Below are 25,285 nucleotides of genomic sequence, written 5' to 3'. Positions count from 1 at the left end.
TCCGTACATTCGTGGAGGTGCCCCGTGCTGGGTCCCGTGATTCTCGCCGCATCGCGCAGCGACAAGATGCGCCGGTTCGTCTCGGCCGCGCCCGGCACCAAGCAGGTCGTCGACCGCTTCATCGCCGGAGAGACCGTCGACCAGGTCGTGCCGATCGTCGAGGACGCCGCGGACAAGGGTCTTGAGGTCACGCTCGACGTCGTCGGCGAGGACATCACCACCCCCGCGCAGGCCGAGGCCGCCCGCGACGCCTACCTGGAGCTCGTCGAGCGCCTGAAGGCCCTGGACCTCGGCACCCGCGCCGAGATGTCCGTGAAGCTGTCCATGTTCGGCCAGGCGCTGGAGGGCGGCCACGAGCTGGCCCTCGCCAACGTGCGCCCGGTCGTCGAGGCGGCGGCCGCCATCGGCACCACGGTCACCCTGGACGCCGAGGACCACACCACCCTCGACTCGATGTTCGCCATCCACGAGGAGCTGCGGAAGGACTTCCCGCAGACCGGCTGTGTCATCCAGTCCTACCTGTTCCGCACCGAGGACGACGCCCGCCGCCTGGCCGAGGCCGGCAGCCGCGTCCGTATCGTGAAGGGCGCCTACAAGGAGCCCGCCTCCGTCGCGTACCAGGACAAGGCCGAGATCGACAAGGCGTACGTCCGTATCACCAGGATCCTGATGGAGGGCGAGGGCTACCCGATGATCGGGTCCCACGACCCCCGTCTCATCGCCATCGCCCAGGAGCTGGGCCGCCAGGCCGGGCGCAAACTGGATGAGTACGAGTTCCAGATGCTGTACGGCATCCGCAGCGACGAGCACATCCGGCTCGCGGCCGAGGGCCACCGGATGCGCGTCTACACGGCGTACGGCACCGACTGGTACGGATATTTCATGCGCCGCCTCGCGGAGAAGCCGGCCAACCTGCTGTTCTTCGGCCGCTCGATCCTCACCAAGGGCTGAGCGCCCGGCCCCGACCCGGGGCTGAACCGGCCACGGCCGACACACCCATCCCCGCCGACACCAAGGAGACAAGGCAACCATGGACGCCGTCACCCAGGTCCCCGCGCCGGTCAACGAGCCGGTCCACTCCTACGCCCCGGGCTCCCCGGAGCGCGCCCGCCTGGAGCTGAAGCTCAAGGAGCTCGCCGAGAACCCGATCGACCTGCCGATGACCATCGGCGGCGAGAAGCGGATGGGCGGCGGTGAGCGGGTCAACGTCGTACAGCCGCACAACCACCGGGCCGTCATCGGCACCTTCGCCGGCGCCACCGAGCAGGACGCCCAGGACGCCGTCGACGCGGCCCTCGCCGCCGCTCCGGCCTGGCGCGCGATGGCCTTCGACGACCGCGCGGCGATCATCCTGCGCGCCGCCGAGCTGCTGGCGGGCCCCTGGCGCGAGACGCTGGCCGCCTCCACCATGCTCGGCCAGTCCAAGACCGCCCAGCAGGCCGAGATCGACACCCCCTGCGAGCTCATCGACTTCTGGCGCTTCAACGTGCACTACGCGCGCCAGATCCTCGCCGAGCAGCCCCCGGCGAACTCCCCGGGCGTGTGGAACCGCATGGACCACCGCCCGCTGGAGGGCTTCGTCTACGCGATCACGCCGTTCAACTTCACGGCCATCGCGGGCAACCTCCCCACCGCCCCCGCCCTCATGGGCAACGTCGTGGTGTGGAAGCCGTCCCCGACCCAGACCCACGCCGCCGTGCTGCTGATGCAGCTCCTGGAGGAGGCCGGTCTGCCCAAGGGCGTCATCAACCTGGTCACCGGCGACGGCATCGCCGTCTCCGAGGTGGCGCTGAACCACCGCGACCTGGCCGGCATCCACTTCACCGGCTCGACCCCCACCTTCCAGCACCTGTGGAAGACGGTCGGCAACAACATCGCCAACTACCGCACCTACCCGCGGCTCGTCGGCGAGACCGGCGGCAAGGACTTCGTCGTCGCGCACCCCAGCGCCGACCGCGCCATCCTGAAGACCGCGCTGACCCGCGGCTCCTTCGAGTTCCAGGGCCAGAAGTGCTCGGCGTCCTCGCGGGCGTACGTCCCGGCCTCCATCTGGAACTCCGGTTTCCAGGAGGAGTTCGCGGCCGAGGTCGACTCCATCACCATGGGCGACGTCACCGACCTGTCGAACTTCATCGGGGCCGTCATCGACGAGCGCTCGTTCGCCAAGAACAAGGCCGCGATCGACCGTGCGAAGTCCGACCCGGCGTGCACCATCGTCGCGGGCGGCACCTACGACGACTCGGTGGGCTACTTCGTCCGCCCGACCGTCATCGTCTGCTCCGACCCGGAGAGCGAGGTCTTCACGACCGAGTACTTCGGTCCGATCCTCGCGATCCACGTCTACGAGGACGAGAAGTACGACGCCATGCTGGAGCAGATGGAGTCCGTCTCGGACTACGCGCTGACCGGCTCGGTCATCGCGGGCGACCGTGCGGCCGCCGCGTACACGATGGACAAGCTCCGCTACGCCGCGGGCAACTTCTACATCAACGACAAGTCGACCGGCGCCGTCGTCGGCCAGCAGCCCTTCGGCGGCGGCCGCGCCTCCGGCACCTGCGACAAGGCGGGCGCCCCGCAGAACCTCCAGCGCTGGACCCTGACCCGGGCCATCAAGGAGACGCTGGTCCCGCCGACCGAGTACACCTACCCCCACCAGGGCTGACGCCCTCCCGGGGCGCCGCAGCACGACGCCCCGGACCAGGGCCTCCGTGACGGAGGCCTCCTGAGCACCGCCCCCCGACCGGCCCCCCTGCCGGCCGGGGGGCGGTTTCCATGTGCCTCTTCGTACGGGGCCGGCGGGGCCCCTCAGATCTCCACGAGCACCTGATCCGGCGACTTGCGCACCAGGTCGGGAACCTCGCAGTCGTCGGCGGGATAGCCGACGGGGATCACGGCGAACGCCTTCTCGTTCTCGGGCCGGCCCAGGACCTCGCCGAGGAAGCGCATCGGGCTCGGGGTGTGGATCAGCGCGGCGAGACCGGACAGATGCAGGGCGGTGAGCAGCATGCCCACCGCGATCCCGACGGACTCGTCGACGTAGTAGTGCTTGCGCTTCGTGCCGTCCTCGCCCAGCCAGTAGCGCTGCTGGAACACCACGATCAGGGCGGGCGCGTCCGTCATATGGGCCTTCACCGCGTCCGTGCCCAGCGGGCGCAGCGCGGCCAGCCACTCCTCGCCGAGCCGCCCGTCGTAGCTCACCTTCTCCTCGTGCTCGGCGGCCTCCCGGATCCGGCGGCGGACCTCGGGGTCCTTGACCAGGGCGAAGGTCCACGGCTGCTGGTGCGCGCCGGAGGGGGCGGTGGCCGCGCACGCGATGGCGTCGCGCACCACCTGCTCGGGGACCGGGTCGGGGGAGAAGGAGCGGACGGTCCTGCGCTCGTCCATGCGCTCCCGCAGCCGGGCGGCGCGGGCGAGGGACTCCTCGGGGGCGGTCCGCCCGGGGCGGTAGGGCGTGGGGCGGTACGGGTCGCCGTGGGTGGGCGACCACCGCGCGGGTGCGGGCGTCGTGTCGGACATGGCCGCAGTGTGCGCGGCGGGGGCGGCCCGGCGGAAGCCGCACTTCGGACAGGCGCGGAGCCGGTCCCGGTCAGCGTCCGATGACCGGTGACCGGTGACCGGTGCGGGCCGTCCGCCCAGCGGGTCCCCGGGGCACGCGGTCTTGTGGTCTAGGTAATGAGCATGTCAAATTCCTTCTCGGTACGTCCCCACACGTCACCCCAGAAGGAGTCCCCCCATGAGACGCAACTCCCGCGCGCGCCTGGGCGTTTCCCTGCTGCTCGTCGCCGGCGCCCTCGGCCTCGGAGCCGCCCCCTCCACCGCCGCCGGCACCCCGGAGCCCACCCCCTCGGCGATCCCCGCCCCCTCCGCGTACGCGCTCGACGCCGCCGTCGAACGACAGCTCGGGGCCGCCACCGCCGGCACCTACCTCGACGCGAAGACCGGGAACCTGGTCGTCACCGTCACCACCGACCGGGCCGAGGAGCAGGCCCGCGCCACCGGCGCCACCGTCCGCCGGGTGGCCCGCAGCGCCGCCCAGCTCGACGCCGCGATGGCGACCCTGGAGGCCGAGGCGAAGATCACCGGCACCTCCTGGGGTGTCGACCCGCGCACCAACCGGGTCGCCGTCGAGGCCGACTCCTCCGTCTCCGCGCAGGGCCTGGCCCGCCTCGAAGCCGTCGCCGAACGGCTCGACGGCGCGGTCGACATCAAGCGCGTACCCGGCGTCTTCCACCGCGAGGTGCTGGGCGGCGGAGCGATCTACGGTGGCGGCAGCCGCTGCTCGGCGGCCTTCAACGTCACCAAGGGCGGGGCGCGTTACTTCGTGACCGCCGGACACTGCACCAACATCTCCGCCAATTGGTCGGCCAGCTCCGGCGGTTCGGTCATCGGCGTCCGGGAGGGCACCAGCTTCCCGACCAACGACTACGGCATCGTCCGCTACACCGACGGCTCCTCGCCCGCCGGAACGGTCGACCTCTACAACGGCTCCACCCAGGACATCAGCTCCGCCGCCAACGCCGTCGTCGGCCAGGCGATCAGCAAGAGCGGCTCCACCACCCAGGTGACCAGCGGCACCGTCACCGCCGTCAACGTCACCGTCAACTACGGCGACGGGCCCGTCTACAACATGGTCCGCACCACCGCCTGCTCGGCCGGCGGCGACAGCGGCGGCGCCCACTTCGCCGGATCCGTCGCCCTCGGCATCCACTCCGGCAGCTCCGGCTGCTCGGGCACCGCGGGCTCGGCCATCCACCAGCCGGTCACCGAGGCGCTCTCGGCGTACGGCGTGACGGTGTACTGAGCCACCACCTGCTCCGCGTACCCCGCCAGGAACACCGTGCCCGCCCGGACCGCCGCGCACCCCGGTCCGGGCGGGCCTTCGCGTCCGGGCGGGCCTTCGCGTACGGGCGGGCCTTCGCGTACGGGCGGGCCTTCGCGTACGGGCGGGGCTTCGCGTACGGGCGGGGCGGGACCCGGACCTCAGTCGGCGATCCGGATCAGCATCTTGCCGGTGTTCTCGCCCCGCAGCATCCCGAAGAACCCGTCCACCGTCCGCTCGAAGCCGTCCACGACGGTGACGTCCGGCGTGATCAGACCGCTCCGCAGATGCGGCACCAGGAGCGCGTCCAACTCCGCCTGCGCGTGCCCGTAGTCGCGCACCAGCACCCCTTCCAGACGCAGGCTCTTCCCCACGATGTCGAACAGGTTGCGCGGAGCGGCGGGCGGCTCGTGCGCGGAGTGGTACTGCGAGATCGCGCCGACCCAGGCGATCCGCCCGTGGTCGCGGAGGACCGAGATCGCGCCCTCCAGGTGGTCCCCGCCGACGTTGTCGACATAGGCGTCGATGCCGTCCGGGGCGGCTTTCGCCAGCAGTTCGCCGACCGGTCCGTCGTGGTAGTCGAAGGCCGCGTCGAAGCCGAGTTCCCCGGTCAGCCGGGCGACCTTCGCGGGCGTTCCCGCGCTGCCGATCAGGCGTCCGGCGCCGAGCAGCCGCGCGATCCGCGCCACCGCCGTGCCGACCCCGCCCGCCGCCGCCGAGACGAAGAGGTCCTGACCGGCCCGGAACTCCAGCGTCCGGGTGAGCGCCACATAGGCGGTGAGCCCGGTGCCGCCGAGGATCGAGAGATGGGCGGTGAGCGGGACCCCGTCGTACGAGGGAACCGTCCGCACTCCGCCCTCACCGGGCGTCACCACGGCATGGGTCCGCCAGCCCGCACGGTGGAGGACGAGATCGCCCTCCGCGAGGCCGGGGGTGCGGGAGGCCGTCACCCGGCCGATGGCGCGGCCCTCCAGCGGGGTGCCCAGCTCCCAGCCGCCCTCGTCCATCAGCTCGCGGTGGTACGGGTCCACCGAGAGATAGAGGTTCTCCACCACGGCCGTACCGGGGGCCGGTTCCGGTACGGGCGACTCGTCCACGGCGAAGAGGTCCGCCGTCGGGAAACCGTGCGGGCGGGCGGTGAGTCGAAAGGAGCGGGCGGTGCGCTGTGTCGTCATGCCGGTGACGGTAGGAGGGAACGCGGCGGTCGGGCAGGGGGCGGCGTCGATGGAACAATCCCTTCCATGAACAGCATTCATGCAAGGGTCCCGGGGGCGGGATCACCTGACGTGCGGTGCACGGGGCGGGCGGAGCGGTGACCGACCTCCTCCCGCAGGAGCTCCGTGTCATCGCCGCCGTCGCCGACACCCGCGGATTCTCGGCCGCCGCCCGGACCCTCGGCATGACGCAGTCCGCCGTGTCCCACTCCGTACGTTCCGGCGAGCGCAAGATCGGCGCGGTGCTCTTCGAGCGCGGCCGCCACGGTGCCACGCCCACCCCGGCCGGTGAGGTGGTCGCCGGGCACGCCCGGCGCGTCCTGCGGCTGCTCGATGTGCTCGGCGCCGAGGCCCGGGGGGCCGCCGCCGGGTCCGGCGGCGTGGACACGGTGAGCGGTCCGCTGCGGATCGCCGCCTTCCGCAGCGCCGCGCTGTATCTGCTGCCGCCGGCGCTGGAGCGTCTCACCGCCCGCCATCCGGGGATCGAGCCGGTGGTCCGGATGGTCCGCGAAGTGGGCCGGGGCACGGCCGGCGAGGTGCTGGACGGGCGGGCGGACCTGGCCGTCGCGACGCTGGGGACGACCTCGCCGGTGGAGCCGGGACTGGTCGGCGGCGTCCTGCTGGAGGAGGAGTACTCCCTGGTGCACCCGGCCGGGCACGCGGCGCCCCGCACCCTGCCCCTGGTCGACTGGGCCGAGAACTGCACCTCGTACACCCGCGACTGGTGGGCGGCCCAGGAGTGGATCCCCCGGGCGACGGTCGAGGCCGAGGACGACGGGGCGGTGCTCTCGATGGTGTCCCGCGGCCTCGGCATGGCGATCATGCCCGGTCTGTCCCTGTACGGAGCACCCGCCGGAACGGAGATCACCGCTCTCGGACCCGACCGTCCCACCCGCTCGATCGGCTATCTCACCACCCCTGAGCAGGCGCGATCGCTCGCCGTGCGGGCGCTGATCCGGGAGCTGCGGGCGGAGCGCGTGAAGTCGGCCGTCTCAGATAGTAGGAAGTCCGAGTAACTGTGGAGACAGAGCGGCCCGACTGTCCTAGCTTTGTAGGAGCCGAACGAATCGCTCGATCGAGCGACTGTGGCGGTTGCGGGCGCACGCCCCGAAGCAGGTAACCCCTGCGGCGTACGCTCCCCGCTCCTTCCGGCACCTCGAAATCCGATCCCGGCCCGGCCCCGGCGCCGCACCATGCTGTGCGGCCTGCCCCCGGCATCCATGCGATCTCAAGGAGTCGATCCATCATGGCCACCACCACCGCTCGCCGCGTCCGCCACACCGCCCGCCCGTCGGAGTCGGACCGCAAGAACGCCGCCGCAGCCCTCCAGCGCGCCCTCGACCGTCGCGACAACGGCGGCTCGACCGGCCACTGAGCCGCCGCGTACCACTCACTCGCCCCCACCCCGAACACCCCCGAACGCCTCGAACGCCCTTACGGTCCGTCCGTATGGTGGACGCCGGATGTCATGGGGTGGGACGCACCGTTAGGCTTCCGGCATGTCTCGCAGCATCGATCTCGCAGTGATCCCCGGTGACGGAATCGGCCAGGAAGTCGTGGCCCAGGGCCTCAAGGTCCTCAACGCTGTCCTCCCGCAGGATGTGAAGCTGGAGACCAAGGAGTACGACCTCGGCGCCCAGCGCTGGCACCGCACCGGTGACACCCTCCCGGACGCGGAGCTGGAAGCCCTCAAGAACCACGACGCCATCCTCCTCGGCGCGATCGGCGACCCGTCCGTGCCGTCCGGCGTCCTGGAGCGGGGCCTGCTGCTGAAGCTGCGTTTCGCCTTCGACCACTTCATCAACCTGCGCCCCTCCAAGCTCTTCCCGAACACCGCGACCCCGCTCGCCGGCCGCCCCGACATCGACTTCGTCGTCGTCCGCGAGGGCACCGAGGGCCCGTACACCGGCAACGGCGGCTCGCTGCGCACCGGCACCCCCGCCGAGGTCGCCACCGAGGTCAGCCTCAACACGGCGTACGGCGTCGAGCGCGTGGTCCGGGACGCCTTCGAGCGTGCGGCCGCCCGCCCGCGCAAGAAGCTGACGCTGGTCCACAAGAACAACGTCCTCGTCTACGCCGGCCACCTCTGGAAGAACACCTTCGACAAGGTCGCCGCCGAGTATCCGCAGGTCAGCACCGACTATCTGCACGTCGACGCCGCGACGATCTTCTTCGTCACCCAGCCGGAGCGCTTCGACGTCATCGTCACCGACAACCTCTTCGGCGACATCCTCACCGACCTCGCCGCCGCCGTCTCCGGCGGCATCGGCCTGGCCGCCTCCGGCAACATCAACCCGACGGGCGCGTTCCCGTCGATGTTCGAGCCGGTCCACGGCTCCGCCCCCGACATCGCGGGGCAGGGCAAGGCCGACCCGACCGCCACGGTCCTCTCCGTCGCCCTCCTGCTGCGCCACCTCGGCTACGAGGCCGAGGCCGTGCGCATCGAGGACGCCGTCTCCGCCGATCTCGCGGAGCGCGACGGGGCCACTGCGCGGACGACCGACGAGATCGGCGACGCTCTCGCGGTACGCGTAGCGAGCTGACCCGACGACTCCATTCGAAGCCGCCGGGTCAGCGAAAGCACCCGGCGGCTTCACCTGTGCGGCCCCCGGGTGCCACCATCGACCCCTGGACCGCATTCACACCATTTCGTGCATGGCCCCCCGCAAGAGATAATCGAACGCGGGGCCGTGGCTTGCGGTAAAGCTCGGACGTCCTAGGACCTGACCGAAAAGCGTCGGGCCGAGGCGGGCGTGAGCGCGGTCCATCACACACAAGACCGGTGAAGGACACGCACTCATGACGACGCCCACGATCGAGCTCAAGCCCTCCTCGAACCCGCTGTCCGACGCGGAGCGCGAGGCGATCCTGGCCAACCCCGGATTCGGCCGGCACTTCACCGATCACATGGTGACCATCCGCTGGACCGAGGGCCGCGGCTGGCACGACGCCGAGCTGGTCCCCTACGGCCCGCTGTCGCTGGACCCGGCCAACATGACCCTGCACTACGCGCAGGAGATCTTCGAGGGGCTCAAGGCCTACCGCCAGCCCGACGGCACGGTCGCCTCCTTCCGCCCCGACGCCAACGCCCGGCGCTTCCAGCGCTCGGCCGCCCGCCTCGCCATGCCCGAACTGCCCGTCGAGACGTTCATCGCGGCGTGCGACGCGCTGGTGCAGCAGGACAAGGCGTGGGTCCCGTCGCACGGCGGCGAGGAGTCCCTCTACCTGCGCCCGTTCATGATCGCCACCGAGGTCGGCCTCGGCGTGAAGCCGGCCAACGAGTACCTCTTCCTGGTCATCGCCTCGCCCGCCGGCGCCTACTTCCCCGGCGGTGTGAAGCCGGTCTCCATCTGGCTCTCGGAGAACCGCGTCCGCGCCGTCCCCGGCGGCATGGGCGACGCCAAGACCGGCGGCAACTACGCCGCCTCCCTCCTCGCCCAGGCCGAGGCCGCCGCGCACGGCTGCGCCCAGGTCGCCTACCTCGACGCGGTCGAGCACAAGTGGGTCGAGGAGCTCGGCGGGATGAACCTCTACTTCGTGTACGCCCAGGAGGACGGCTCGAAGAAGATCATCACGCCCGCCCTCACCGGCTCCCTCCTCGCCGGCGTCACCCGTGACTCCCTCCTCAAGGTCGCCCGCGACCTGGGTTACGGCTCCGAGGAGGGCCGGGTCTCCATCGACCAGTGGCGCGACGACACCGCCGAGGGCACCCTCGTCGAGGTCTTCGCCTGCGGCACCGCCGCCGTCATCACCCCCGTCGGCCTGGTGAAGTCCGAGGGCGGCGAGTGGACCCAGAGCGGCGGCGAGCCCGGCGAGGTCACCATGAAGCTGCGGGAGCGCCTTCTCGACATCCAGCGCGGCGTCGTCGAGGACACCCACGGCTGGATGCACCCGCTCGGCTAGGACCTCCGCTGACGTTCAGGGCCCCACCCGATCCGGGTGGGGCCCGATGCGTATGCCGATGATCCGGCCGTGCGCCGGCCGGCCCAGGGGCCGCCGGTCCTCTGCAACGCATTTGCTGCGGTCGTTCAGTTGGACTGTCGAATGCACACTCGGGGGAGAGCGCACTGTGAACGGAGCTGACACGCCCGGTACGTCGGCGAGCGCCGCCGACCTGGCGGTCGAGGCCGAGAAGCTCGCCGGTGACCTCGACACGATGCAGGAAGTGCTGCGGAAGTAGCTCCTCCGTATGGATCGGATCGTCGACGGGATCGAGGCCCGCTGGCAAGGACCGGCGTCTCAGGCCTACCGGACCAAGCACCGGGCCGCGGCCGAGGACGCCGTCCGTATCCGGAAGACGATGGAGCTGCTTGCCAAGGCGGTCCGCCTGAGCAAGGACGGGTTCACGGCCCAGGAGCTCGAAGTCCTCGCCGAATTCAGACGCCTTCAGTCCCGCACCGGCATTGAGGCGGAGGTCGACGCAATCTCCACACCCCATACCGCGCCCACGTCGCAGGCGGGGCCGCGCAGCCGCATCGCAGACCTGTAAACAGGACCAGAGCCATCAGGGGGATTCATGCCGTCGAGCGACGACCACATAGCAGTCGACTTCGCGACATTGCAGGGTATGGCCGGGGACCTCGAAGAGATCCTCAAGACGCTCAACGAACAACTGGACCTGCTTTACCGGCGCGTCGCCAAGACCGTGCTCACTTGGGACGGCGAGGCACGACAGACTTTCGTCGACGAGCTCGACAAGTGGGACCACTCCGCACAGGACCTCCAAGCCACCCAGGCATGGCTGCACGACATCGTCGTGAACGGCGGCATCACCTATGCCGCCGCGCACCGGGCCGTGCTGCGCGGGTGGGGGGCTGCCTGATGAGTGCGCCGCCTTCTCCTGCGGCGAACGGCGGCTTCGACGTTCAGCCGGTGCATGTCCACCATGCGGCCGAACTGGTGAAGGAAGCCCAGTTCGCCCACGCAGAGCGTGCGTTCGTCCTCGTCGACGTATTGAACAAGTACAACCAGTCCGCCGGTACGGGGCGCGGCGCGGACGCCTACGCGGTGGTCTCCGCGAAGTTCCTCGAAGTGTGGGGCCGCAGCGTGGTCAGCGTCGGAGGCGCTTCCGTCGGCCTTAACCACACGGCCAACCACTACGTGCTGGCCGAATGGGAGGCCGGCGGCGCCAAGGGCGCCCAGCCGGCCCGCAAGCCGGAGCCGGTGGTCATCGACAAGCCTCCGCGCTACGGCCCGGTCAACCCGATCAAGTGGTCGGGTACCGGTGAAGATGTCGATTCCTGGTGGATCTCCGGCGTCGTCGGTGAATTTCCCGACTTCCTCGCGGACGTCATCCGACCCGCCATCGAGCATGGTCTGCGCCTCGGCAAGGTCCACGAGATCACTCCCGGCATCAAGGAGGAGGAGACCCGGGACATGGCCAAGGCGTGGAGGAAGCTCGGTTCCGGCGCCGCCAAGGCCTCGGACGACTTCAACGCCGCCATCGCCGGGATCACCGACCCGAAGGACAAGGGGGAGTGGCAGGCGGCCATGCGGAGCTTCGGTCAGACGATCTGGGGCACGACGACTTGGGGTCGGCAACTGGACGCGAAAGGTAAGCGGAGCCCGACGGGTCGCGAGTGGCGGACCACCAGCGACCTCGCGCCGGCCAGGCGGCGCCCGATCGTCGACGTTCTGAAGAAGACGGCGGACGAGATCGCGGATGTGCTGGAGCATGTCTCGGACGTCGGGGAGAAGACCACCAAGTTCACCAGCCAGGCCGGGATCAACGCGGCGAAGGCCACCGCCTCGGACCTCACCGATCTGAGTCTGTCGAACCTGACCAAGCTGGCGGTCGGTGGCGTCGTCGGCCGGATCGTGGTCACCTTCCGGTCTCATATGGACAAGTCGGGCTGTGATGCGGCCGTCGAAACCTATCACCAGGAATTCACCGAGGCTGCGGGAAAGCTCAAGGCGCTCGTCCCGGAACTCGACATCGCTATCAAGAGCGCTCCGACCTACCGGGCGGAGATTGCCCGTGCGCAGGGATTCGGTGCTCGCTCGCTCAACGAGTTCAAGAAGGAACACAGCTGGCAGATCGGCGGCGAGAGCCCGTTCCCGTACAGGTACTCGCTGGATCTGGCGACGAATGAGGGGCTCAACGGCGCTCACACCCTCGACAAGCATGTCGGCAAGACGGACGAGCAGTTGTTGCAGCGGATCGAGGACGAGCAGCGCAAGAATGGGAAGTACGGCATCCTCTCCTCCTCGTCCTTTACCGATCTGGATTCGGCTCAGAAATACACTCAGTACAACATCCGGGAGAACACCCCGAAGATCCAGGACTGGCTCAAGAACCCACCGCCCGAGAGGGACCTGCCCATCAGGGTCGGCTCGGTCCCGAACGAGGGCCCTCTCGCCGGTTCCTCAGTGACCGGACGCACCGTGCAGGTTTTGAACGGCGAGGTAGCGCCAGCCAAGGACACTCTCGGTGTGACCACTCGCCTCAAGTACGACCCGAATTTGAATCCGCCATTCGTCGTCTACACCTCGGCACCTGAATGAAGGAGCGAATCATGGAAGCAGGCCGACTCGACGCGGCGACATGGTCGGACGCGCTCAAGCTGTACGAGTGGCTCTGCACATTCGTCAGTGTCGCTCGGCGCGAGCACGATGAGTGGTGGCTCGATGTGGGATCGATCATGCGTCTGGAGACCCGTGACCCGCGGGGCTGGGAGTCCATCGACCCCAACGACGGGGAGGATGAGCGCCGAGAGGACCCGCTTTTCCCGTGGTTGGAGGTGCCCTCCACGCCTGCGGATGTGGAACGCTACAACAGGCGTATGGAGGAGATTCCTCGCTCCTCAGTGAGGTCGCTTCTCGTTCTGCTCGGAATCGCGGCAGGCGGCGTGGACGTCCCTAAGAGGCTGGGCTGGGAAGAACGCAGGTCGGAGATGGAACGGCGTGCCGATGTGGTCCTGTCGCGCTTTCCCGCCAGCACCCGCTTCTACACCAACCTGGGTGGGAATGGCGACCATCCCGATTTCTACCAACAGTCCTCCTGGGGCCATGCCCCCTTCAGTCGCAACGACTGGGACGCCGGACTGGTTGCCGTGAACGACGACGAAGTCGCCGTCTTCTGGAACTTTCAGAACACTTGATCCGCCACGCCGAACCGGAAGGTTTCATGCTCACCAGATCCGCCACCTATCCCGACCGGGAAACCGCCCAGTGGGCCGCCCAGCAAGTCGTCACCCGCAACGAGCAGGCCATCCACCGCTGGCTGGCGCAAGGTACGCGTCCACGCCTGACCCTCGAAGCCTCCTGGCCTTCCCGCGACGAGCCGGTCGGCCGTGTCCTCATCCAGGCCATGGCGCTGGCCGGGCGTGGAGCCGTGGACGTGCGTGCGGCGCGGGTGGTGCTTCGGCGGGAGCCCACGAGCCCGCTCGGCTTCGTCGTGCACGCCACATTCCCGATCTATTTGTAGAGGCACCAGCCATGCCCATGAAGCCTCTGGATTTCGACCGCCGCTACGGCGAGCTCGACCAAGTGATGGACGCGTACGCCGGCCTCACTGCCGACGACACCCCCGACCGGATCAGCCGGGCCCTCACCGCCTACCTGCGCCACACCTGGCACACCCGCCCCTGGGCCCTGTCGATCGCCGAGCAACAGCTCCGTACCTATGCCCAGAATCCGCCCGGCCGGTTGAGGCACCGCCTCGGAGAGTTCTACCCCGTTCCCGACATCGGTCTTCCGGAGGACGGGATCCAGCGGTGGCTGCTGCAACTCGCCGACCACATCAAACAGAGCGTCGAGGAGGGCCGCGTCCCGCCACCGGTGGCAGTGCCCGAGACCCACTGGGAGTGGCGCGCCCGCTTTCCCGAACTTCACCAGTTCCTGGGCGGCTGGTTCTCGCAGGACATGCCCGATGAGTTCGAGGATCACACCTCCGCCGTACGTGACTACACGGGGTCGGTCGCTCCGACTGTCCTGGCGCGCCTCGCCGGAGAGGTGGCCGAGCTGCTCGCTCTCGGCCTGGAAGAGGTCGACTACGCCGTTGCCGTTGCCGAGCTGGGCATGGAGATCGAGCCTCCTGCCCCGTACACGGCGAGCGGCTGGCTGGCCGTCGTCGCCGGGCTCCTGGCCGGGCCCCGCGCCGAGTACGACCGAGGAGACGAGTGACTCCGGCCGAATGGAGTGCTGCTCGAAAACGGCGTGACCGACTTCCCCACAAGGCTCCCAGCACGGTTAGAGTGGCATTCTAAAGTAGCCGTCCCAGGAGCCCTCATGCCCGCCACCCCCACCCCCTTCCGCATGCCCCCCGAGTGGGCCCCCCACGAGCGCACCTGGATGGCCTGGCCCGGGCCCAACCCCACCTTCGCCTCCGACGCCGAGCTGGACGAGGCCCGCCGCGCCTGGGCCGCCGTCGCCCGGGCCGTGCGCCGCTTCGAGCCGGTCACGGTGGTCGTGGGGCCGGGGCAGGAGGACGGGGCCGCGGCGCTGCTCGGGCCGGACGTCGAGCTGGTCGTGCGGCCGCTCGACGACGCCTGGATGCGGGACATCGGGCCCACCTTCGTCACCGACGGCCGCACGCTGGCCGCCGTCGACTGGACGTTCAACGGCTGGGGCGCCCAGGGCTGGGCCCGCTGGGAGAGCGACCAGCACATCGCCCGGGCCGTCGCCGAGCTGACCGGGACCCCCGTGCACTCCTCCCCGCTCGTCAATGAGGGCGGCGCGATACACGTCGACGGCGAAGGCACCGTCCTGCTCACCGAGACCGTCCAGCTCGGCAAGGAACGCAACCCCGGCTGGAGCAAGGAGCAGGTGGAGGCGGAGATCCACGCCCGCCTCGGCACCGAGAAGGCCATCTGGCTGCCGCGCGGGCTGACCGGCGACTACGGGACGTACGGCACGCTCGGCCATGTCGACATCGTCGCCGCCTTCGTCCGCCCGGGCACCGTCGTCGCCCACGTCCAGCCCGACCCGGCCCACCCCGACCACGAGGTCACCCGGGAGCTGCTGGCCGTGCTGCGGGCCGCCACGGACGCCAAGGGGCGCCCGCTGGAGGTCGTCGAGGTGCCCGCGCCCACCGTGCTGCGCGACGAGGACGGGGAGTGGGTCGACTACTCCTACATCAACCACTACCTCTGCAACGACGGCGTGGTCCTCTGCGCCTTCGACGACCCGCGCGACGAGGAGGCCGCCGCGATCTTCCGGGGCCTGTTCCCGGACCGTACGGTGTCCCTCGTCGACGCCCGTACGATCTTCGCCGGCGGTGGAGGCATCCACTGCATCACCCAGCAGCAGCCGAAGATCTGACACCCAGCAGCCGTCGAAGATCTGACACCCAGCAGCAGTCGAAGGTACGAGCGAACCCATGACCCCCGCCCCCCGCCGCACCCACCACGCCGCCCCGCCCCGTGAGGACGTCCTCGCCGCCGCCATGGCCACCATCGCCGAGCGCGGGCTCGACGGGCTGACCATGGCCGGGCTCGGGCGGGAGGTGGGGATGAGCAGCGGGCACCTGCTCTACTACTTCCGCACCAAGGACGAACTGCTGCTCCAGACCCTGGAGTGGAGCGAGAACCGCCTCGGGGCCGAGCGCCGTGCCCTCCTCGTCGGACCGGGCGCCGCCCGCGAGCGGCTGGACACGTACATCGATCTCTACCTCCCCGCCGGGCACCGCGACCCCCACTGGACGCTCTGGCTGGAGGTCTGGGGCCGCTCGCAGGACGCCGACGACGACGCCCGTGCCCGGCAGGCCGCCATCGAGGGCGCCTGGCACCGGGACCTGGTGGCCCTGCTCGCCGAGGGGGTTTCGCGCGGGGAGTTCCGGCCGGTGGACGCCGACCGGTTCGCGACCCGGCTGCGGGCGCTGCTCGACGGGTTCAGCATCCATGTGACGGTCGGGATCCCGGGGACGGGCCGCGAGCAGGTGCTCGCCCAGGCGGCGGAGTTCCTGGACGAGACACTGACGCCGGGGTCCTGACCGAACGATGCGACCAGCGTCACGACCGCATCCTGAGACACCGGCGTCACGGACGCGTCACTGTGCGAGACTTCTGCCGTGTCCTCGTTCGTCATGATTATTGGCAGCAGGCGCGCCGGTCCGCAGTGACCGTCCCGTACCACCATGTACGGCGCGGCCATCGTGCCCCAGACCCGCGCGCAGACCTCTCGCACCCGCGAGGGGTTTTTTCGTTTTCCGGCCCGCATCCGGGCCGGAGCGGAGTGCGCGGGATGATGGGGGCAAGTGGAAGCCGATCGTCCGGATCCACTCATCCGACAGGAGTCAGATCAGCATGACCACCAAGGCCACGGCCACCGCCACCGACGACAGTTTCCATGTCTTCGACACCACACTGCGCGACGGTGCTCAGCGTGAGGGCATCAACCTGACGGTCGCCGACAAGCTGACCATCGCCCGTCATCTGGACACCTTCGGTGTGGGGTACATCGAGGGCGGCTGGCCGGGGGCCAACCCGCGCGACACGGAGTTCTTCGCCCGCGCCCAGCAGGAGATCACGTTCGAGAACGCCCAGCTCGTGGCGTTCGGCGCGACCCGCAGGGCCGGCGGCAGCGCGGCCGACGACCCCCAGGTCAAGGCGCTCCTGACCTCCGGCGCCCCGGTGATCACCCTGGTGGCCAAGGCGCACGACCGCCATGTCGAACTGGCCCTGCGCACCACCCTGGACGAGAACCTGGAGATGGTCCGCGACACCGTCTCCCACCTGCGCGAACAGGGCCGCCGCGTCTTCGTGGATTGCGAGCACTTCTTCGACGGCTACCGCGCCAACGCCGAGTACGCCAAGTCCGTGGTCCGCACCGCGTACGAGGCGGGCGCCGAGGTCGTCATCCTCTGCGACACCAACGGCGGCATGCTCCCCGCCCAGGTCCAGGCCGTCGTCTCCACCGTCCTCGCCGACACCGGCGCCCGGCTCGGCATCCACGCCCAGGACGACACCGGCTGCGCCGTCGCCAACACCCTGGCCGCCGTGGACGCCGGCGCCACCCACGTCCAGTGCACGGCCAACGGCTACGGCGAGCGGGTCGGCAACGCCAACCTCTTCCCCGTCGTCGCCGCCCTGGAACTCAAGTACGGCATGAAGGTGCTGCCCGAGGGCGCGCTCGCCGAGATGACCCGCATCTCGCACGCCATCGCCGAGGTCGTCAACCTCACCCCCTCCACCCACCAGCCCTACGTCGGCGTCTCGGCCTTCGCCCACAAGGCCGGGCTGCACGCTTCCGCGATCAAGGTCGACCCCGACCTGTACCAGCACATCGACCCCGAGCTGGTCGGCAACACCATGCGGATGCTGGTCTCGGACATGGCGGGCCGCGCCTCCATCGAGCTGAAGGGCAAGGAGCTCGGCGTCGACCTCGGCGACGACCGCGCCCTGGTCGGCCGGGTCGTGGAGCGGGTCAAGGAGCGCGAACTCCAGGGCTACACCTACGAGGCCGCCGACGCCTCCTTCGAACTGCTGCTGCGCGGCGAGGTCGAGGGCCGGGCCCGGCGCTACTTCCGTACGGAGTCCTGGCGGGCGATCGTCGAGGACCGCCCCGACGGCACCCACGCCAACGAGGCGACCGTGAAGCTCTGGGCCAAGGGGGAGCGGATCGTCGCCACCGCCGAGGGCAACGGCCCGGTCAACGCCCTGGACCGGGCCCTGCGCGTCGCCCTGGAGCGGATCTACCCGCAGCTCGCCAAGCTGGAGCTGGTCGACTACAAGGTCCGCATCCTGGAGGGCCGCACCGGCACCGAGTCCACCACCCGGGTGCTCATCACCACGGGCGACGGCACCGGCGACTGGGCGACCGTGGGGGTCGCCGAGAACGTCATCGCCGCCTCCTGGCAGGCGCTGGAGGACGCGTACACCTACGGACTGCTGCGCGCGGGCGTGGAGCCCACGGAGTAGCGCGACCCGTCCCACCCACGGGAGCCGCCGTCCGCAGGTCGGGACGGCGGCTCCCGTGCGTTCAAGAGGTGAACGCACAACGCGCCCTGCCTGGTCAGCAGATGGGTCCGGACCAATCTCGACGTGAAGTATTGACGGCCCTGAGTCGGCGGGGTTAACTCCTGCCGCAACGCCGGTACCGGTTCCGGAACCGGTACCGGACGCGTCTCCCGGCATGCCCTTCGCCCCGCCCCGCCCTGCCCCGTACCTGCCATACCTCCCCGTACCTCCCTTTACCACCCCGTCCTGCCCCTGCCTGGTCCAACGGAGGCCCAGATGCGCGTCACCATCGCCGATGTCGCCCGTGAGGCCGGCGTCAGCAAGACGACCGTGTCGCGGGTCATCAACACCAAGGGCGAGGTGGACCGCTCCACGGCCGCCCGCGTTCGTGAAGTGATCGCACAGCTCGGCTACGTACCCAGCTCCGGAGCCGTCGGTCTCGCCCGTGGCTCCAGCCGTACGGTCGGCATGCTCGTGCCCTCGCTGACCTGGCCGTGGATGGGCGAACTGCTCCAGGGCGTCGTCGACACCGTCGAGGCCGCCGACTACGGGCTGCTGCTCTTCACCTGCAACCGCGGGGCCGAATCCGTCCAGCGCTTCACCAGCCAGGTGTCCGCGCGCGCCTTCGACGGGCTCGTCGTCGTGGAGCCCGAGAACACCCTCGGCCACCTCACCGAACTGCACCGCGACGGCCTGCCGATCGTGCTCATCGACGATCGCGGCCACCACCCCGAATTCCCCTCCGTCGTGACCACCAACCACGAGGGAGGCGCGTCCGCGGCCCGCCACCTGCGCGCCGCCGGACGCTCCCGGCCCCTGATCCTGACCGGCCCCCAGAACTTCGGCTGCGTACGGGACCGGACAGCCGGATTCCGTTCGGTCCTGCCCACCGAGCTGGTCGTCGAAGGCGACTTCACCGAACGCGGCGGCCGGCTCGCCGTCGAGGAACTCCTCGCGCGCGGCGTCGCGTTCGACTCCGTCTTCGCGCACAACGACATCAGCGCGGCCGGCGTGCTCCGCGCCCTGCGGGCCGCCGGACGCCGGGTCCCGGACGACATCGCCGTCGTCGGCTTCGACGACATCCCGATGGCCGAACACACCGAACCGCCCCTGACCACCGTGCGCCAGCCCACCCGCCGGATGGGCGAGACGGCGGCCCGGATGCTGCTCTCCCACCTCGGCGGCACGCCCGTACCGGACGGACCGGCCGTGCTGCCCACCGAACTGGTCGTGCGCCACTCGGCGCCGTGACGGACCCGGCCGCACGGCCGCGCCCCGCTCTCTTCGCACCTTCCGCCCGCCGGGATCTCTCCGACCCGGCAGCCCCTTCCTGGAGTCGCCATGTCCGTACGCCGTCGCACCACCCTCAGAGCGGTCGCCGCAGCCACCGTCGTGGTGGCGCTCGCCGCCGGTTGCTCGAACGCCAACTCGGGCGCCAACAAGGGGGGCGGCGCCGCCACCGGCGTACTGACCCTGGGCAAGCCGGACGGACCGCAGACGAACAACAGCAACCCGTTCCTCAACACCTCGGCGGGCGCGGTCCTCGGCTACCGCTACATGATCTACGAGCCGCTGGCCATGACGAACATGATCAAGCCCACCGAGAAGGCCGACCCCTGGCTCGCCAGCGAATGGGCCTGGGAGGACAACTTCACCAAGGTCACCTTCACCCTGGACGAGAAGGCGAAGTGGGCCGACGGCAAGCCGCTGACCGCCGCCGACGTGGAGTTCACCTTCAAGCTTCTGAAGAAGCACTCGGCGCTGAACTGGAACGGCATCCCCTTCGACGGGATCGCGGTCGAGGACGGGAAGGTCGTCCTGACCTTCAAGGAGTCCCAGTTCGTCAACCAGAACAAGATCATCCAGACCTTCATCGTGCCCAAGCACATCTGGGAGAAGGTCAAGAACCCGGAGACCTGGCCCAACCGCACCCCGGTCGGCTCCGGACCGTACAAGCTCAAGACGTTCACCCCGCAGACCACCACCCTGACCGCCACGCCGAGCTACTGGAACGGCGCACCCAAGGTCAAGGAGCTGCGCTACACCGCGTACAACGACAACAGCGCCGCCACCACCGCGCTGGCCACCGGCAAGGTCGAGTGGTCCTTCGTCTTCATGCCGAACCACAAGCAGCTGTTCATCGACAAGGACCCCAAGAACCACCAGCTCTGGTTCCCCTCCGGCCTCGGCATCCACGGCCTGTGGTTCAACACCGCCCGCAAGCCCTTCGACAACCCGGCGCTGCGCAAGGCGATGGCGATGGTCGTCGACCGCAAGGCCATCCACATCCAGGCCCAGGCCACGCTCTACCCGGAGATCACCAACCCGACCGGCATCCCGCTGCCCGCCGGCGAGCCCTTCCTCGCGCCCGAATACCAGGACGCCACCACCAAGCCCGACGTCGCCGGAGCCAAGAAGGTGCTCAGCGAGGCCGGGTTCACCCTCAGCGGCGGTGTGCTGAAGGACCCGTCCGGCAAGCCCGTGAAGCTGACCTTCACCGACCCGGCCGGCTGGAACGACTACATCACCGGGCTCGCGATCATCAAGGACAACATCAAGGAACTCGGCATCGACGCGAAGGTCAAGACGCAGACCGCCGAGGCCTGGGGCGCGGACGTCGCCAACGGCAACTTCGACGCCACCCTGCACTGGACCAACAGCGGCGCGACCCCCTACGACATGTACCAGAACATCATGGACGGGGCGATCCTCCAGCCCATCGGCAAGAGCTCCCAGCAGGGCAACTTCGGGCGCTTCAAGAGCCCCGAGGCCACCGCCGCGCTCAAGGAGTACGCCAACGCCACCGGCGACGCGGCCCGCACCAAGGCCCTGAACACCATCCAGAAGATCTTCGTCGAGGAGGCGCCCGTCATCCCGACGGCCGCCGCGCCCATCGGAGCCGAGTACTCCACGAAGAACTGGATCGGCTGGCCCACCGAGGCCAACCCGTACGCCCCGCCGCAGCACACCCAGCCCACCGCGCTGGAGATCGTGCTCAACCTCAAGCCCGCCTCCAAGTAGGCACGGGGAAAGACGGGAAGAAGGACGGGAAGAACCGGCCATGACCATCAGCGATCAGCCCGAGCACGCGCGGACCGGCGCCGAGAACGCGACGTCCGGCTCCGGGCACGCGCCGACCGGCACCGATGTGGTGCTCGAAGCGCGCGGAGTCACCAAACACTTTCCCCTGCGCCGCACCGCCCGCGACCTGTTCGCCCGCGAGCGCCGCAGCGTCCACGCCGTCGACGACGTCTCGCTCCGGCTGAGACGCGGCACCGTCACGGCCCTGGTGGGGGAGTCCGGCTCGGGCAAGTCCACCGTCGCCCGCCTGCTGGCCCAGCTCCATCCGCTCACCTCGGGCGAGATACGGCTGGGCGGGGCGCCGGTGGTCGCCGGTCGTGGCCGGTCCTTCCGCCGTTACGTACGCCGGGTCCAGCTGATCTTCCAGGACCCCTTCGCCTCGCTGAACCCGGTGCACACCGTGCGTTACCACCTCACCCGCGCCCTGAAGATCCACGGCCGGGCGGGCAACGGGGAGGCGGAGCTGGAGGAGAACCTGGCCGCCCTGCTGAACCGGGTCCAGCTGACCCCGCCCCAGCAGTTCCTGGACAAGTTCCCGCACGAGCTCTCCGGCGGGCAGCGCCAGCGCGTCGCCATCGCCCGGGCGCTCGGCGCGGACCCGCAGGTCCTCCTCGCCGACGAACCCGTCTCCATGCTCGACGTATCGATCCGGCTCGGCGTCCTCAACCTGCTCCGCGACCTCAAGGAACGCCTCCACCTGGCGATCCTCTACATCACCCACGACATCGCCTCCGCCCGCTACTTCGCCGACACCACCCTCGTGATGTACGCGGGCCGCATCGTCGAGGGCGGCGACAGCGAGACCGTCACCCAGCACCCCGCCCACCCCTACACCCAGCTCCTCATCGCCTCCGCGCCCGACCCGGACCGCATCGTCGCCGAGGAGGAACAGGAGGAGACCGGCACGGGCGAGCCGCCCTCGCTGATCACCCCGCCCGCCGGCTGCCGCTTCCACCCCCGCTGCCCCAAGGCGATGGAACGCTGCCGCACCGAACTCCCGCCGCGCTTCGACCTGCCCGACGGGCAGTGGGCGGCCTGCTGGCTGTACGAGGGCACGGGCACACGGACGTACGAGGGCACGGGCACACGGACGTACGAGGGCGTCAACGGCACCGCCGCGAAGGAGGCCACCCGGTGAAGTACATCCTCCAGCGCCTCGCCTTCTACACCGTCACCGCGTGGGCCGCCATCACCATCAACTTCCTCATCCCCCGGCTCATGCCCGGCGACCCCGTCCAGGCCCTCCTCAGCCGCTACCAGGGACAGCTCGACACCAAGGCCATCGACTCCCTCAAGGCCCTCTTCGGCCTCGACGAACAGCAGTCGATGTGGCAGCAGTACACCGACTACTGGGCCCACCTCCTCGACGGCGACCTCGGCCTCTCCTTCACCTTCTTCCCCACCCCGGTCAGCGAGGTCATCGGCCAGTCCCTGCCCTGGACGCTGGCCCTGGTCGGCACGACCACCCTGATCAGCTTCGTGCTCGGCACCGGCATCGGCGTCTACAGCGGCTGGAAGCGCGGCTCCTGGCTGGACAGCCTGCTGCCGGTCACCACCTTCATCTCCTCCATCCCGTACTTCTGGCTCGGCCTCGTCGCCATCGCCCTGTTCGCCGAGAAGTGGTCGCTGTTCCCGAACTCCGGCGGCTACGACAACGCGCTCGTCCCGGCCTTCGACTGGCCGTTCATCTCCAGCGCCCTCTACCACGCGGTCCTGCCCGGCGTGACGATTGTCCTCAGCGCCGTGGCCGGCTGGATCCTCGGCATGCGCAACATGATGGTCACCGTCTCCTCCGAGGACTACGTGATGGTGGCGCAGGCCAAGGGCCTGTCCGAGCGGCGCGTGATGTTCGGCTACGCGGCCCGCAACGCGGTGCTCCCCAACATCTCCGGCTTCGCCCTCTCCCTCGGCTTCATCGTCGGCGGCACCCTGCTCGTCGAGATGGTTTTCACCTACCCGGGCATCGGCTTCCAGCTGCTCCAGGCGGTCGGCGGCAAGGACTACCCCCTGATGCAGGGCGTCTTCCTGGTGATCACGCTCTCCGTCCTCGCCGCGAACCTGCTGGCCGACCTCGTCTACGCCGCCCTCGACCCCCGTACCCGGAAGGAGGCGTGACCGTGCCCGCCCCCGCCGTTCACGCCGCCCGATCCCGTACCCGGAAGGGCTGAGGCCCCATGTCCATCACCGCCACCGACGTCGCCGTCCTCGACGGCGCACCCGCACCAGCGGCCCCCACCCGCCGCGCCCGGCTCCGGTTCCTGCGCGGCGGGAAGACCCGCACCGGCCTGATCCTGCTGGCGTTCTTCGTCCTGCTGGCCATCGCCGGACCGTGGCTCGCCCCGTACGACCCCGACGCCATGAGCGACCAGCTGCTCCAGCCGCCCTCCGGCGACCACTGGTTCGGCACCACGCACACCGGGCAGGACGTCTTCTCGCAGATCCTCGTCGGCACCCGCGGCGTCCTCGTCGTCGGACTCCTCGCCGCCGTCATCGCGACCGTCCTGTCCGTCCTGATCGGCGTCAGCGCCGGATTCCTCGGCGGGGCCGTCGACGAGATCCTCTCCGCGCTCTCCAACATCTTCCTGGTGCTGCCCGGACTCCCGCTGATCATCATCGTCGCGAGCTTCGTCCCCGACACCGGCGACATCGTCATCGCCGTCGCCATCGCCCTGACCTCCTGGGCCTGGGGGTCCAGGATCCTGCGCGCCCAGACCCTGTCACTGCGCCGCCGCGACTACGTCGAGGCCGCCCGCGCCACCGGCGAATCGACCCCGCGGATCATCCTCTTCGAGATCCTGCCGAACCTCACCGCCGTCATCGCCTCCGGCTTCGTCGGCACGGTCATCTTCGCGGTCCTCACCGAGATCACCCTCGCCTTCATCGGCGTCGCCGACATCTCCCACTGGAACTGGGGCACCGTGCTCTTCTGGGCCCAGTCCAACCAAGCCCTCGCCCAGGGAGCCTGGTGGTGGTTCGTCCCGGCCGGCCTCTGCATCGCCCTGCTGGGCACCGCGCTCGCCCTCATCAACTTCGGCATCGACGAGTTCGTCAACCCCCGCCTGCGCACCGCCACCGGATCCTCCCGGAAGGTCAAGATGCGCGTCGGCTTCACCCCCGTAGCCCGGAAGTCCACCGGCGACGCCCCCGGACCTCGTCGGAACACCATCAAGGAGCCGCGCCCATGAGCGCCGAGCCGGTCCTGACCATCAGCGGACTCAACGTCGACTACGGCACCGACGCCAACGCCGTCCACGCCCTGCGCGACATCGACCTCACCCTCCACCGCGGCGAAGTCCTCGGCCTCGCGGGCGAGTCGGGCTCCGGCAAGTCCACCCTCGCCTACGCGGTGACCCGGCTGCTGTCCCCGCCCGGCGTCATCACCGGGGGAGAGGTCCACTACCACCGGCCCGGCGGCGACCGGGTCGACATCCTCTCCCTCGAACCGCACCAGCTGCGCGCCTTCCGCTGGCAGGAGCTGTCCATCGTCTTCCAGGGGGCGATGAACTCCCTCAACCCGGTGCACACCGTCCACAGCCAGCTCACCGACGTCCTCGCCGCCCACCGCCCCGAGCTGAAGAAGCGCCAACGGACCGACCGGGCCAAGGAGTTGCTCAGCCTCGTCGGCATCTCCGCCGACCGGCTCGCCGCCTACCCGCACCAGCTCTCCGGCGGGATGCGGCAGCGCGTGATGATCGCCATGGCGCTCGCCCTGGAACCCGAGATCGTCATCATGGACGAGCCGACCACCGCGCTCGACGTCGTCATGCAGCGGCAGATCCTGCGACGGCTCGTCCAGTTGAGGGAACGGCTGAACTTCTCGGTCGTGTTCATCACCCACGACATCTCCCTCCTGATCGAATTCTCGGACCGGATCGCGATCATGTACGGGGGCCGCATCGTGGAGGAAGCGGGTGCGGCGGAGATCTACCGCGACCCCCGCCACCCCTACAGCGACGGGCTCCTGCACTCCTTCCCCGCGCTCCACGGCCCCCGCCGCGAACTGACCGGCATCCCCGGCTCCCCGCCCCACCTCTCCGCGATGCCCACCGGCTGCGCCTTCCACCCGCGCTGTGGCAAGGCCTTCGCACCGTGCTCCGCCGAGGTCCCGGTGCTGGCCCCGCCCACTGACGAACCCGGCCGCGCGGTCGCCTGCCACCTGCACGTACCCGGCCACGGGGCACCTCGGCCCGGACAGTCGGGCGTCCCGGGCCAGGTGACGCCGGGACCCGCCCGCTGACCATCCGCCCCGCCCACGTACGCCTACGCCTCTACGC

The 25,285-nt window shown here is 70.1% G+C and carries 24 protein-coding genes; 22 read left to right on the top strand and 2 right to left on the bottom strand.

Going from position 1 to position 25,285, the window contains the following annotated elements; translation table 11 throughout:
- The first annotated feature begins 24 nt into the window (after positions 1 to 24).
- Together ACIQPT_RS17290 and pruA are read left to right on the top strand one after the other, a co-directional pair.
- Positions 25 to 951: a proline dehydrogenase family protein gene (locus ACIQPT_RS17290; protein WP_401156696.1), complete on the top strand. Its 927-nt coding sequence runs from the start codon at positions 25 to 27 to the stop codon at positions 949 to 951.
- 79 nt (positions 952 to 1,030) lie between these two features.
- A complete protein-coding gene (pruA, locus tag ACIQPT_RS17285; protein WP_401156694.1) occupies positions 1,031 to 2,662 on the top strand; it encodes an L-glutamate gamma-semialdehyde dehydrogenase in 1,632 nt (543 codons plus the stop codon).
- 143 nt (positions 2,663 to 2,805) lie between these two features.
- Here the strand turns inward: pruA and ACIQPT_RS17280 are convergent, their stop codons facing one another.
- Complete coding sequence (locus tag ACIQPT_RS17280; protein ID WP_401156692.1) at positions 2,806 to 3,516, bottom strand: nitroreductase family protein; 711 nt, start codon at positions 3,514 to 3,516, stop codon at positions 2,806 to 2,808.
- A 217-nt stretch (positions 3,517 to 3,733) separates the two neighbouring features.
- Here ACIQPT_RS17280 and ACIQPT_RS17275 point away from each other — a divergent pair, with 217 nt between their 5' ends.
- Positions 3,734 to 4,801 carry a S1 family peptidase gene (locus ACIQPT_RS17275; protein ID WP_401156691.1) on the top strand — a complete coding sequence of 356 codons (1,068 nt, stop codon included), beginning with the start codon at positions 3,734 to 3,736 and terminating at the stop codon, positions 4,799 to 4,801.
- Positions 4,802 to 4,980: 179 nt separating this feature from the next.
- On the opposite strand, the gene ACIQPT_RS17270 is transcribed toward ACIQPT_RS17275, so the two are convergent.
- Positions 4,981 to 5,994, bottom strand: a complete 1,014-nt coding sequence (locus tag ACIQPT_RS17270; protein WP_401156689.1) for an NADP-dependent oxidoreductase — start codon at positions 5,992 to 5,994, stop codon at positions 4,981 to 4,983.
- Between the two features lie 137 nt (positions 5,995 to 6,131).
- Here ACIQPT_RS17270 and ACIQPT_RS17265 point away from each other — a divergent pair, with 137 nt between their 5' ends.
- The 19 genes from ACIQPT_RS17265 to ACIQPT_RS17175 all read left to right on the top strand — a co-directional run bounded on the left by ACIQPT_RS17265 (position 6,132) and on the right by ACIQPT_RS17175 (position 25,248).
- Positions 6,132 to 7,049, top strand: a complete 918-nt coding sequence (locus ACIQPT_RS17265; RefSeq protein ID WP_401156688.1) for a LysR family transcriptional regulator — start codon at positions 6,132 to 6,134, stop codon at positions 7,047 to 7,049.
- Between the two features lie 230 nt (positions 7,050 to 7,279).
- Complete coding sequence (locus ACIQPT_RS17260; protein ID WP_401156686.1) at positions 7,280 to 7,408, top strand: hypothetical protein; 129 nt, start codon at positions 7,280 to 7,282, stop codon at positions 7,406 to 7,408.
- Positions 7,409 to 7,532: 124 nt separating this feature from the next.
- Positions 7,533 to 8,576, top strand: coding sequence for a 3-isopropylmalate dehydrogenase (locus ACIQPT_RS17255; RefSeq protein WP_401156685.1), 1,044 nt, complete (start codon positions 7,533 to 7,535; stop codon positions 8,574 to 8,576).
- 256 nt (positions 8,577 to 8,832) lie between these two features.
- On the top strand, positions 8,833 to 9,936 hold the full coding sequence (locus tag ACIQPT_RS17250; RefSeq protein WP_401156683.1) for a branched-chain amino acid aminotransferase: 1,104 nt from the start codon (positions 8,833 to 8,835) through the stop codon (positions 9,934 to 9,936).
- 286 nt (positions 9,937 to 10,222) lie between these two features.
- Entirely contained in the window at positions 10,223 to 10,522 is a 300-nt protein-coding gene (locus tag ACIQPT_RS17245) for a WXG100 family type VII secretion target (RefSeq protein WP_401156682.1), read from the top strand.
- A gap of 27 nt (positions 10,523 to 10,549) precedes the next feature.
- On the top strand, positions 10,550 to 10,855 hold the full coding sequence (locus ACIQPT_RS17240; protein ID WP_384479499.1) for a WXG100 family type VII secretion target: 306 nt from the start codon (positions 10,550 to 10,552) through the stop codon (positions 10,853 to 10,855).
- The gene (locus ACIQPT_RS17235) at positions 10,855 to 12,537 is read left to right on the top strand and encodes an RNase A-like domain-containing protein (protein WP_401156681.1); all 1,683 of its coding nucleotides are present in this window, start codon (positions 10,855 to 10,857) and stop codon (positions 12,535 to 12,537) included. Before ACIQPT_RS17240 ends, ACIQPT_RS17235 begins: the two co-directional genes overlap by 1 nt.
- A gap of 11 nt (positions 12,538 to 12,548) precedes the next feature.
- The gene (locus ACIQPT_RS17230; RefSeq protein WP_401156679.1) at positions 12,549 to 13,133 is read left to right on the top strand and encodes a hypothetical protein; all 585 of its coding nucleotides are present in this window, start codon (positions 12,549 to 12,551) and stop codon (positions 13,131 to 13,133) included.
- Between the two features lie 26 nt (positions 13,134 to 13,159).
- Positions 13,160 to 13,459: an RNase A-like domain-containing protein gene (locus ACIQPT_RS17225; protein ID WP_401156677.1), complete on the top strand. Its 300-nt coding sequence runs from the start codon at positions 13,160 to 13,162 to the stop codon at positions 13,457 to 13,459.
- Positions 13,460 to 13,470: 11 nt separating this feature from the next.
- The gene (locus ACIQPT_RS17220) at positions 13,471 to 14,157 is read left to right on the top strand and encodes a contact-dependent growth inhibition system immunity protein (RefSeq protein ID WP_401156676.1); all 687 of its coding nucleotides are present in this window, start codon (positions 13,471 to 13,473) and stop codon (positions 14,155 to 14,157) included.
- Positions 14,158 to 14,262: 105 nt separating this feature from the next.
- Positions 14,263 to 15,294 carry an agmatine/peptidylarginine deiminase gene (locus ACIQPT_RS17215; RefSeq protein WP_401156675.1) on the top strand — a complete coding sequence of 344 codons (1,032 nt, stop codon included), beginning with the start codon at positions 14,263 to 14,265 and terminating at the stop codon, positions 15,292 to 15,294.
- A gap of 58 nt (positions 15,295 to 15,352) precedes the next feature.
- On the top strand, positions 15,353 to 15,964 hold the full coding sequence (locus tag ACIQPT_RS17210; RefSeq protein WP_401156673.1) for a TetR/AcrR family transcriptional regulator: 612 nt from the start codon (positions 15,353 to 15,355) through the stop codon (positions 15,962 to 15,964).
- Between the two features lie 313 nt (positions 15,965 to 16,277).
- Positions 16,278 to 17,891 (top strand): citramalate synthase, encoded by a 1,614-nt coding sequence (gene cimA, locus ACIQPT_RS17205; RefSeq protein WP_401156671.1) that lies wholly within the window; start codon positions 16,278 to 16,280, stop codon positions 17,889 to 17,891.
- A 315-nt stretch (positions 17,892 to 18,206) separates the two neighbouring features.
- Positions 18,207 to 19,181, top strand: coding sequence for a LacI family DNA-binding transcriptional regulator (locus tag ACIQPT_RS17200; protein WP_401156670.1), 975 nt, complete (start codon positions 18,207 to 18,209; stop codon positions 19,179 to 19,181).
- Positions 19,182 to 19,271: 90 nt separating this feature from the next.
- A complete protein-coding gene (locus ACIQPT_RS17195) occupies positions 19,272 to 20,951 on the top strand; it encodes an ABC transporter substrate-binding protein (RefSeq protein WP_401156668.1) in 1,680 nt (559 codons plus the stop codon).
- A 40-nt stretch (positions 20,952 to 20,991) separates the two neighbouring features.
- Positions 20,992 to 22,149 (top strand): ABC transporter ATP-binding protein, encoded by a 1,158-nt coding sequence (locus tag ACIQPT_RS17190; protein WP_401156666.1) that lies wholly within the window; start codon positions 20,992 to 20,994, stop codon positions 22,147 to 22,149.
- Entirely contained in the window at positions 22,146 to 23,126 is a 981-nt protein-coding gene (locus tag ACIQPT_RS17185) for an ABC transporter permease (protein WP_401156665.1), read from the top strand. Before ACIQPT_RS17190 ends, ACIQPT_RS17185 begins: the two co-directional genes overlap by 4 nt.
- A 59-nt stretch (positions 23,127 to 23,185) precedes the next feature.
- Positions 23,186 to 24,196 (top strand): ABC transporter permease, encoded by a 1,011-nt coding sequence (locus ACIQPT_RS17180; protein ID WP_401156663.1) that lies wholly within the window; start codon positions 23,186 to 23,188, stop codon positions 24,194 to 24,196.
- Positions 24,193 to 25,248 carry an ABC transporter ATP-binding protein gene (locus ACIQPT_RS17175; protein ID WP_401156661.1) on the top strand — a complete coding sequence of 352 codons (1,056 nt, stop codon included), beginning with the start codon at positions 24,193 to 24,195 and terminating at the stop codon, positions 25,246 to 25,248. Before ACIQPT_RS17180 ends, ACIQPT_RS17175 begins: the two co-directional genes overlap by 4 nt.
- Positions 25,249 to 25,285 lie beyond the last annotated feature (37 nt).

Source organism: Streptomyces sp. NPDC091289, from assembly GCF_044757365.1.
In the GTDB taxonomy this organism is placed as follows: Bacteria; Actinomycetota; Actinomycetes; order Streptomycetales; family Streptomycetaceae; genus Streptomyces.
The sequence above is the reverse complement of the archived record's forward strand: the minus strand, read 5'-3'. Positions and strand labels throughout refer to the sequence as shown.

Excerpts from the sequence above, each read along its gene's own strand:
- pruA (WP_401156694.1), top strand. The coding sequence starts at position 1,031 with ATGGACGCCGTCACCCAGGTCCCCGCGCCGGTCAACGAGCCGGTCCAC.
- ACIQPT_RS17280 (WP_401156692.1), bottom strand. The coding sequence starts at position 3,516 with ATGTCCGACACGACGCCCGCACCCGCGCGGTGGTCGCCCACCCACGGC.
- ACIQPT_RS17275 (WP_401156691.1), top strand. The coding sequence starts at position 3,734 with ATGAGACGCAACTCCCGCGCGCGCCTGGGCGTTTCCCTGCTGCTCGTC.
- ACIQPT_RS17270 (WP_401156689.1), bottom strand. The coding sequence starts at position 5,994 with ATGACGACACAGCGCACCGCCCGCTCCTTTCGACTCACCGCCCGCCCG.
- ACIQPT_RS17260 (WP_401156686.1), top strand. The coding sequence starts at position 7,280 with ATGGCCACCACCACCGCTCGCCGCGTCCGCCACACCGCCCGCCCGTCG.
- ACIQPT_RS17255 (WP_401156685.1), top strand. The coding sequence starts at position 7,533 with ATGTCTCGCAGCATCGATCTCGCAGTGATCCCCGGTGACGGAATCGGC.
- ACIQPT_RS17250 (WP_401156683.1), top strand. The coding sequence starts at position 8,833 with ATGACGACGCCCACGATCGAGCTCAAGCCCTCCTCGAACCCGCTGTCC.
- ACIQPT_RS17245 (WP_401156682.1), top strand. The coding sequence starts at position 10,223 with ATGGATCGGATCGTCGACGGGATCGAGGCCCGCTGGCAAGGACCGGCG.
- ACIQPT_RS17240 (WP_384479499.1), top strand. The coding sequence starts at position 10,550 with ATGCCGTCGAGCGACGACCACATAGCAGTCGACTTCGCGACATTGCAG.
- ACIQPT_RS17235 (WP_401156681.1), top strand. The coding sequence starts at position 10,855 with ATGAGTGCGCCGCCTTCTCCTGCGGCGAACGGCGGCTTCGACGTTCAG.
- ACIQPT_RS17230 (WP_401156679.1), top strand. The coding sequence starts at position 12,549 with ATGGAAGCAGGCCGACTCGACGCGGCGACATGGTCGGACGCGCTCAAG.
- ACIQPT_RS17225 (WP_401156677.1), top strand. The coding sequence starts at position 13,160 with ATGCTCACCAGATCCGCCACCTATCCCGACCGGGAAACCGCCCAGTGG.
- ACIQPT_RS17220 (WP_401156676.1), top strand. The coding sequence starts at position 13,471 with ATGCCCATGAAGCCTCTGGATTTCGACCGCCGCTACGGCGAGCTCGAC.
- ACIQPT_RS17215 (WP_401156675.1), top strand. The coding sequence starts at position 14,263 with ATGCCCGCCACCCCCACCCCCTTCCGCATGCCCCCCGAGTGGGCCCCC.
- ACIQPT_RS17210 (WP_401156673.1), top strand. The coding sequence starts at position 15,353 with ATGACCCCCGCCCCCCGCCGCACCCACCACGCCGCCCCGCCCCGTGAG.
- cimA (WP_401156671.1), top strand. The coding sequence starts at position 16,278 with ATGACCACCAAGGCCACGGCCACCGCCACCGACGACAGTTTCCATGTC.
- ACIQPT_RS17200 (WP_401156670.1), top strand. The coding sequence starts at position 18,207 with ATGCGCGTCACCATCGCCGATGTCGCCCGTGAGGCCGGCGTCAGCAAG.
- ACIQPT_RS17195 (WP_401156668.1), top strand. The coding sequence starts at position 19,272 with ATGTCCGTACGCCGTCGCACCACCCTCAGAGCGGTCGCCGCAGCCACC.
- ACIQPT_RS17190 (WP_401156666.1), top strand. The coding sequence starts at position 20,992 with ATGACCATCAGCGATCAGCCCGAGCACGCGCGGACCGGCGCCGAGAAC.
- ACIQPT_RS17180 (WP_401156663.1), top strand. The coding sequence starts at position 23,186 with ATGTCCATCACCGCCACCGACGTCGCCGTCCTCGACGGCGCACCCGCA.
- ACIQPT_RS17175 (WP_401156661.1), top strand. The coding sequence starts at position 24,193 with ATGAGCGCCGAGCCGGTCCTGACCATCAGCGGACTCAACGTCGACTAC.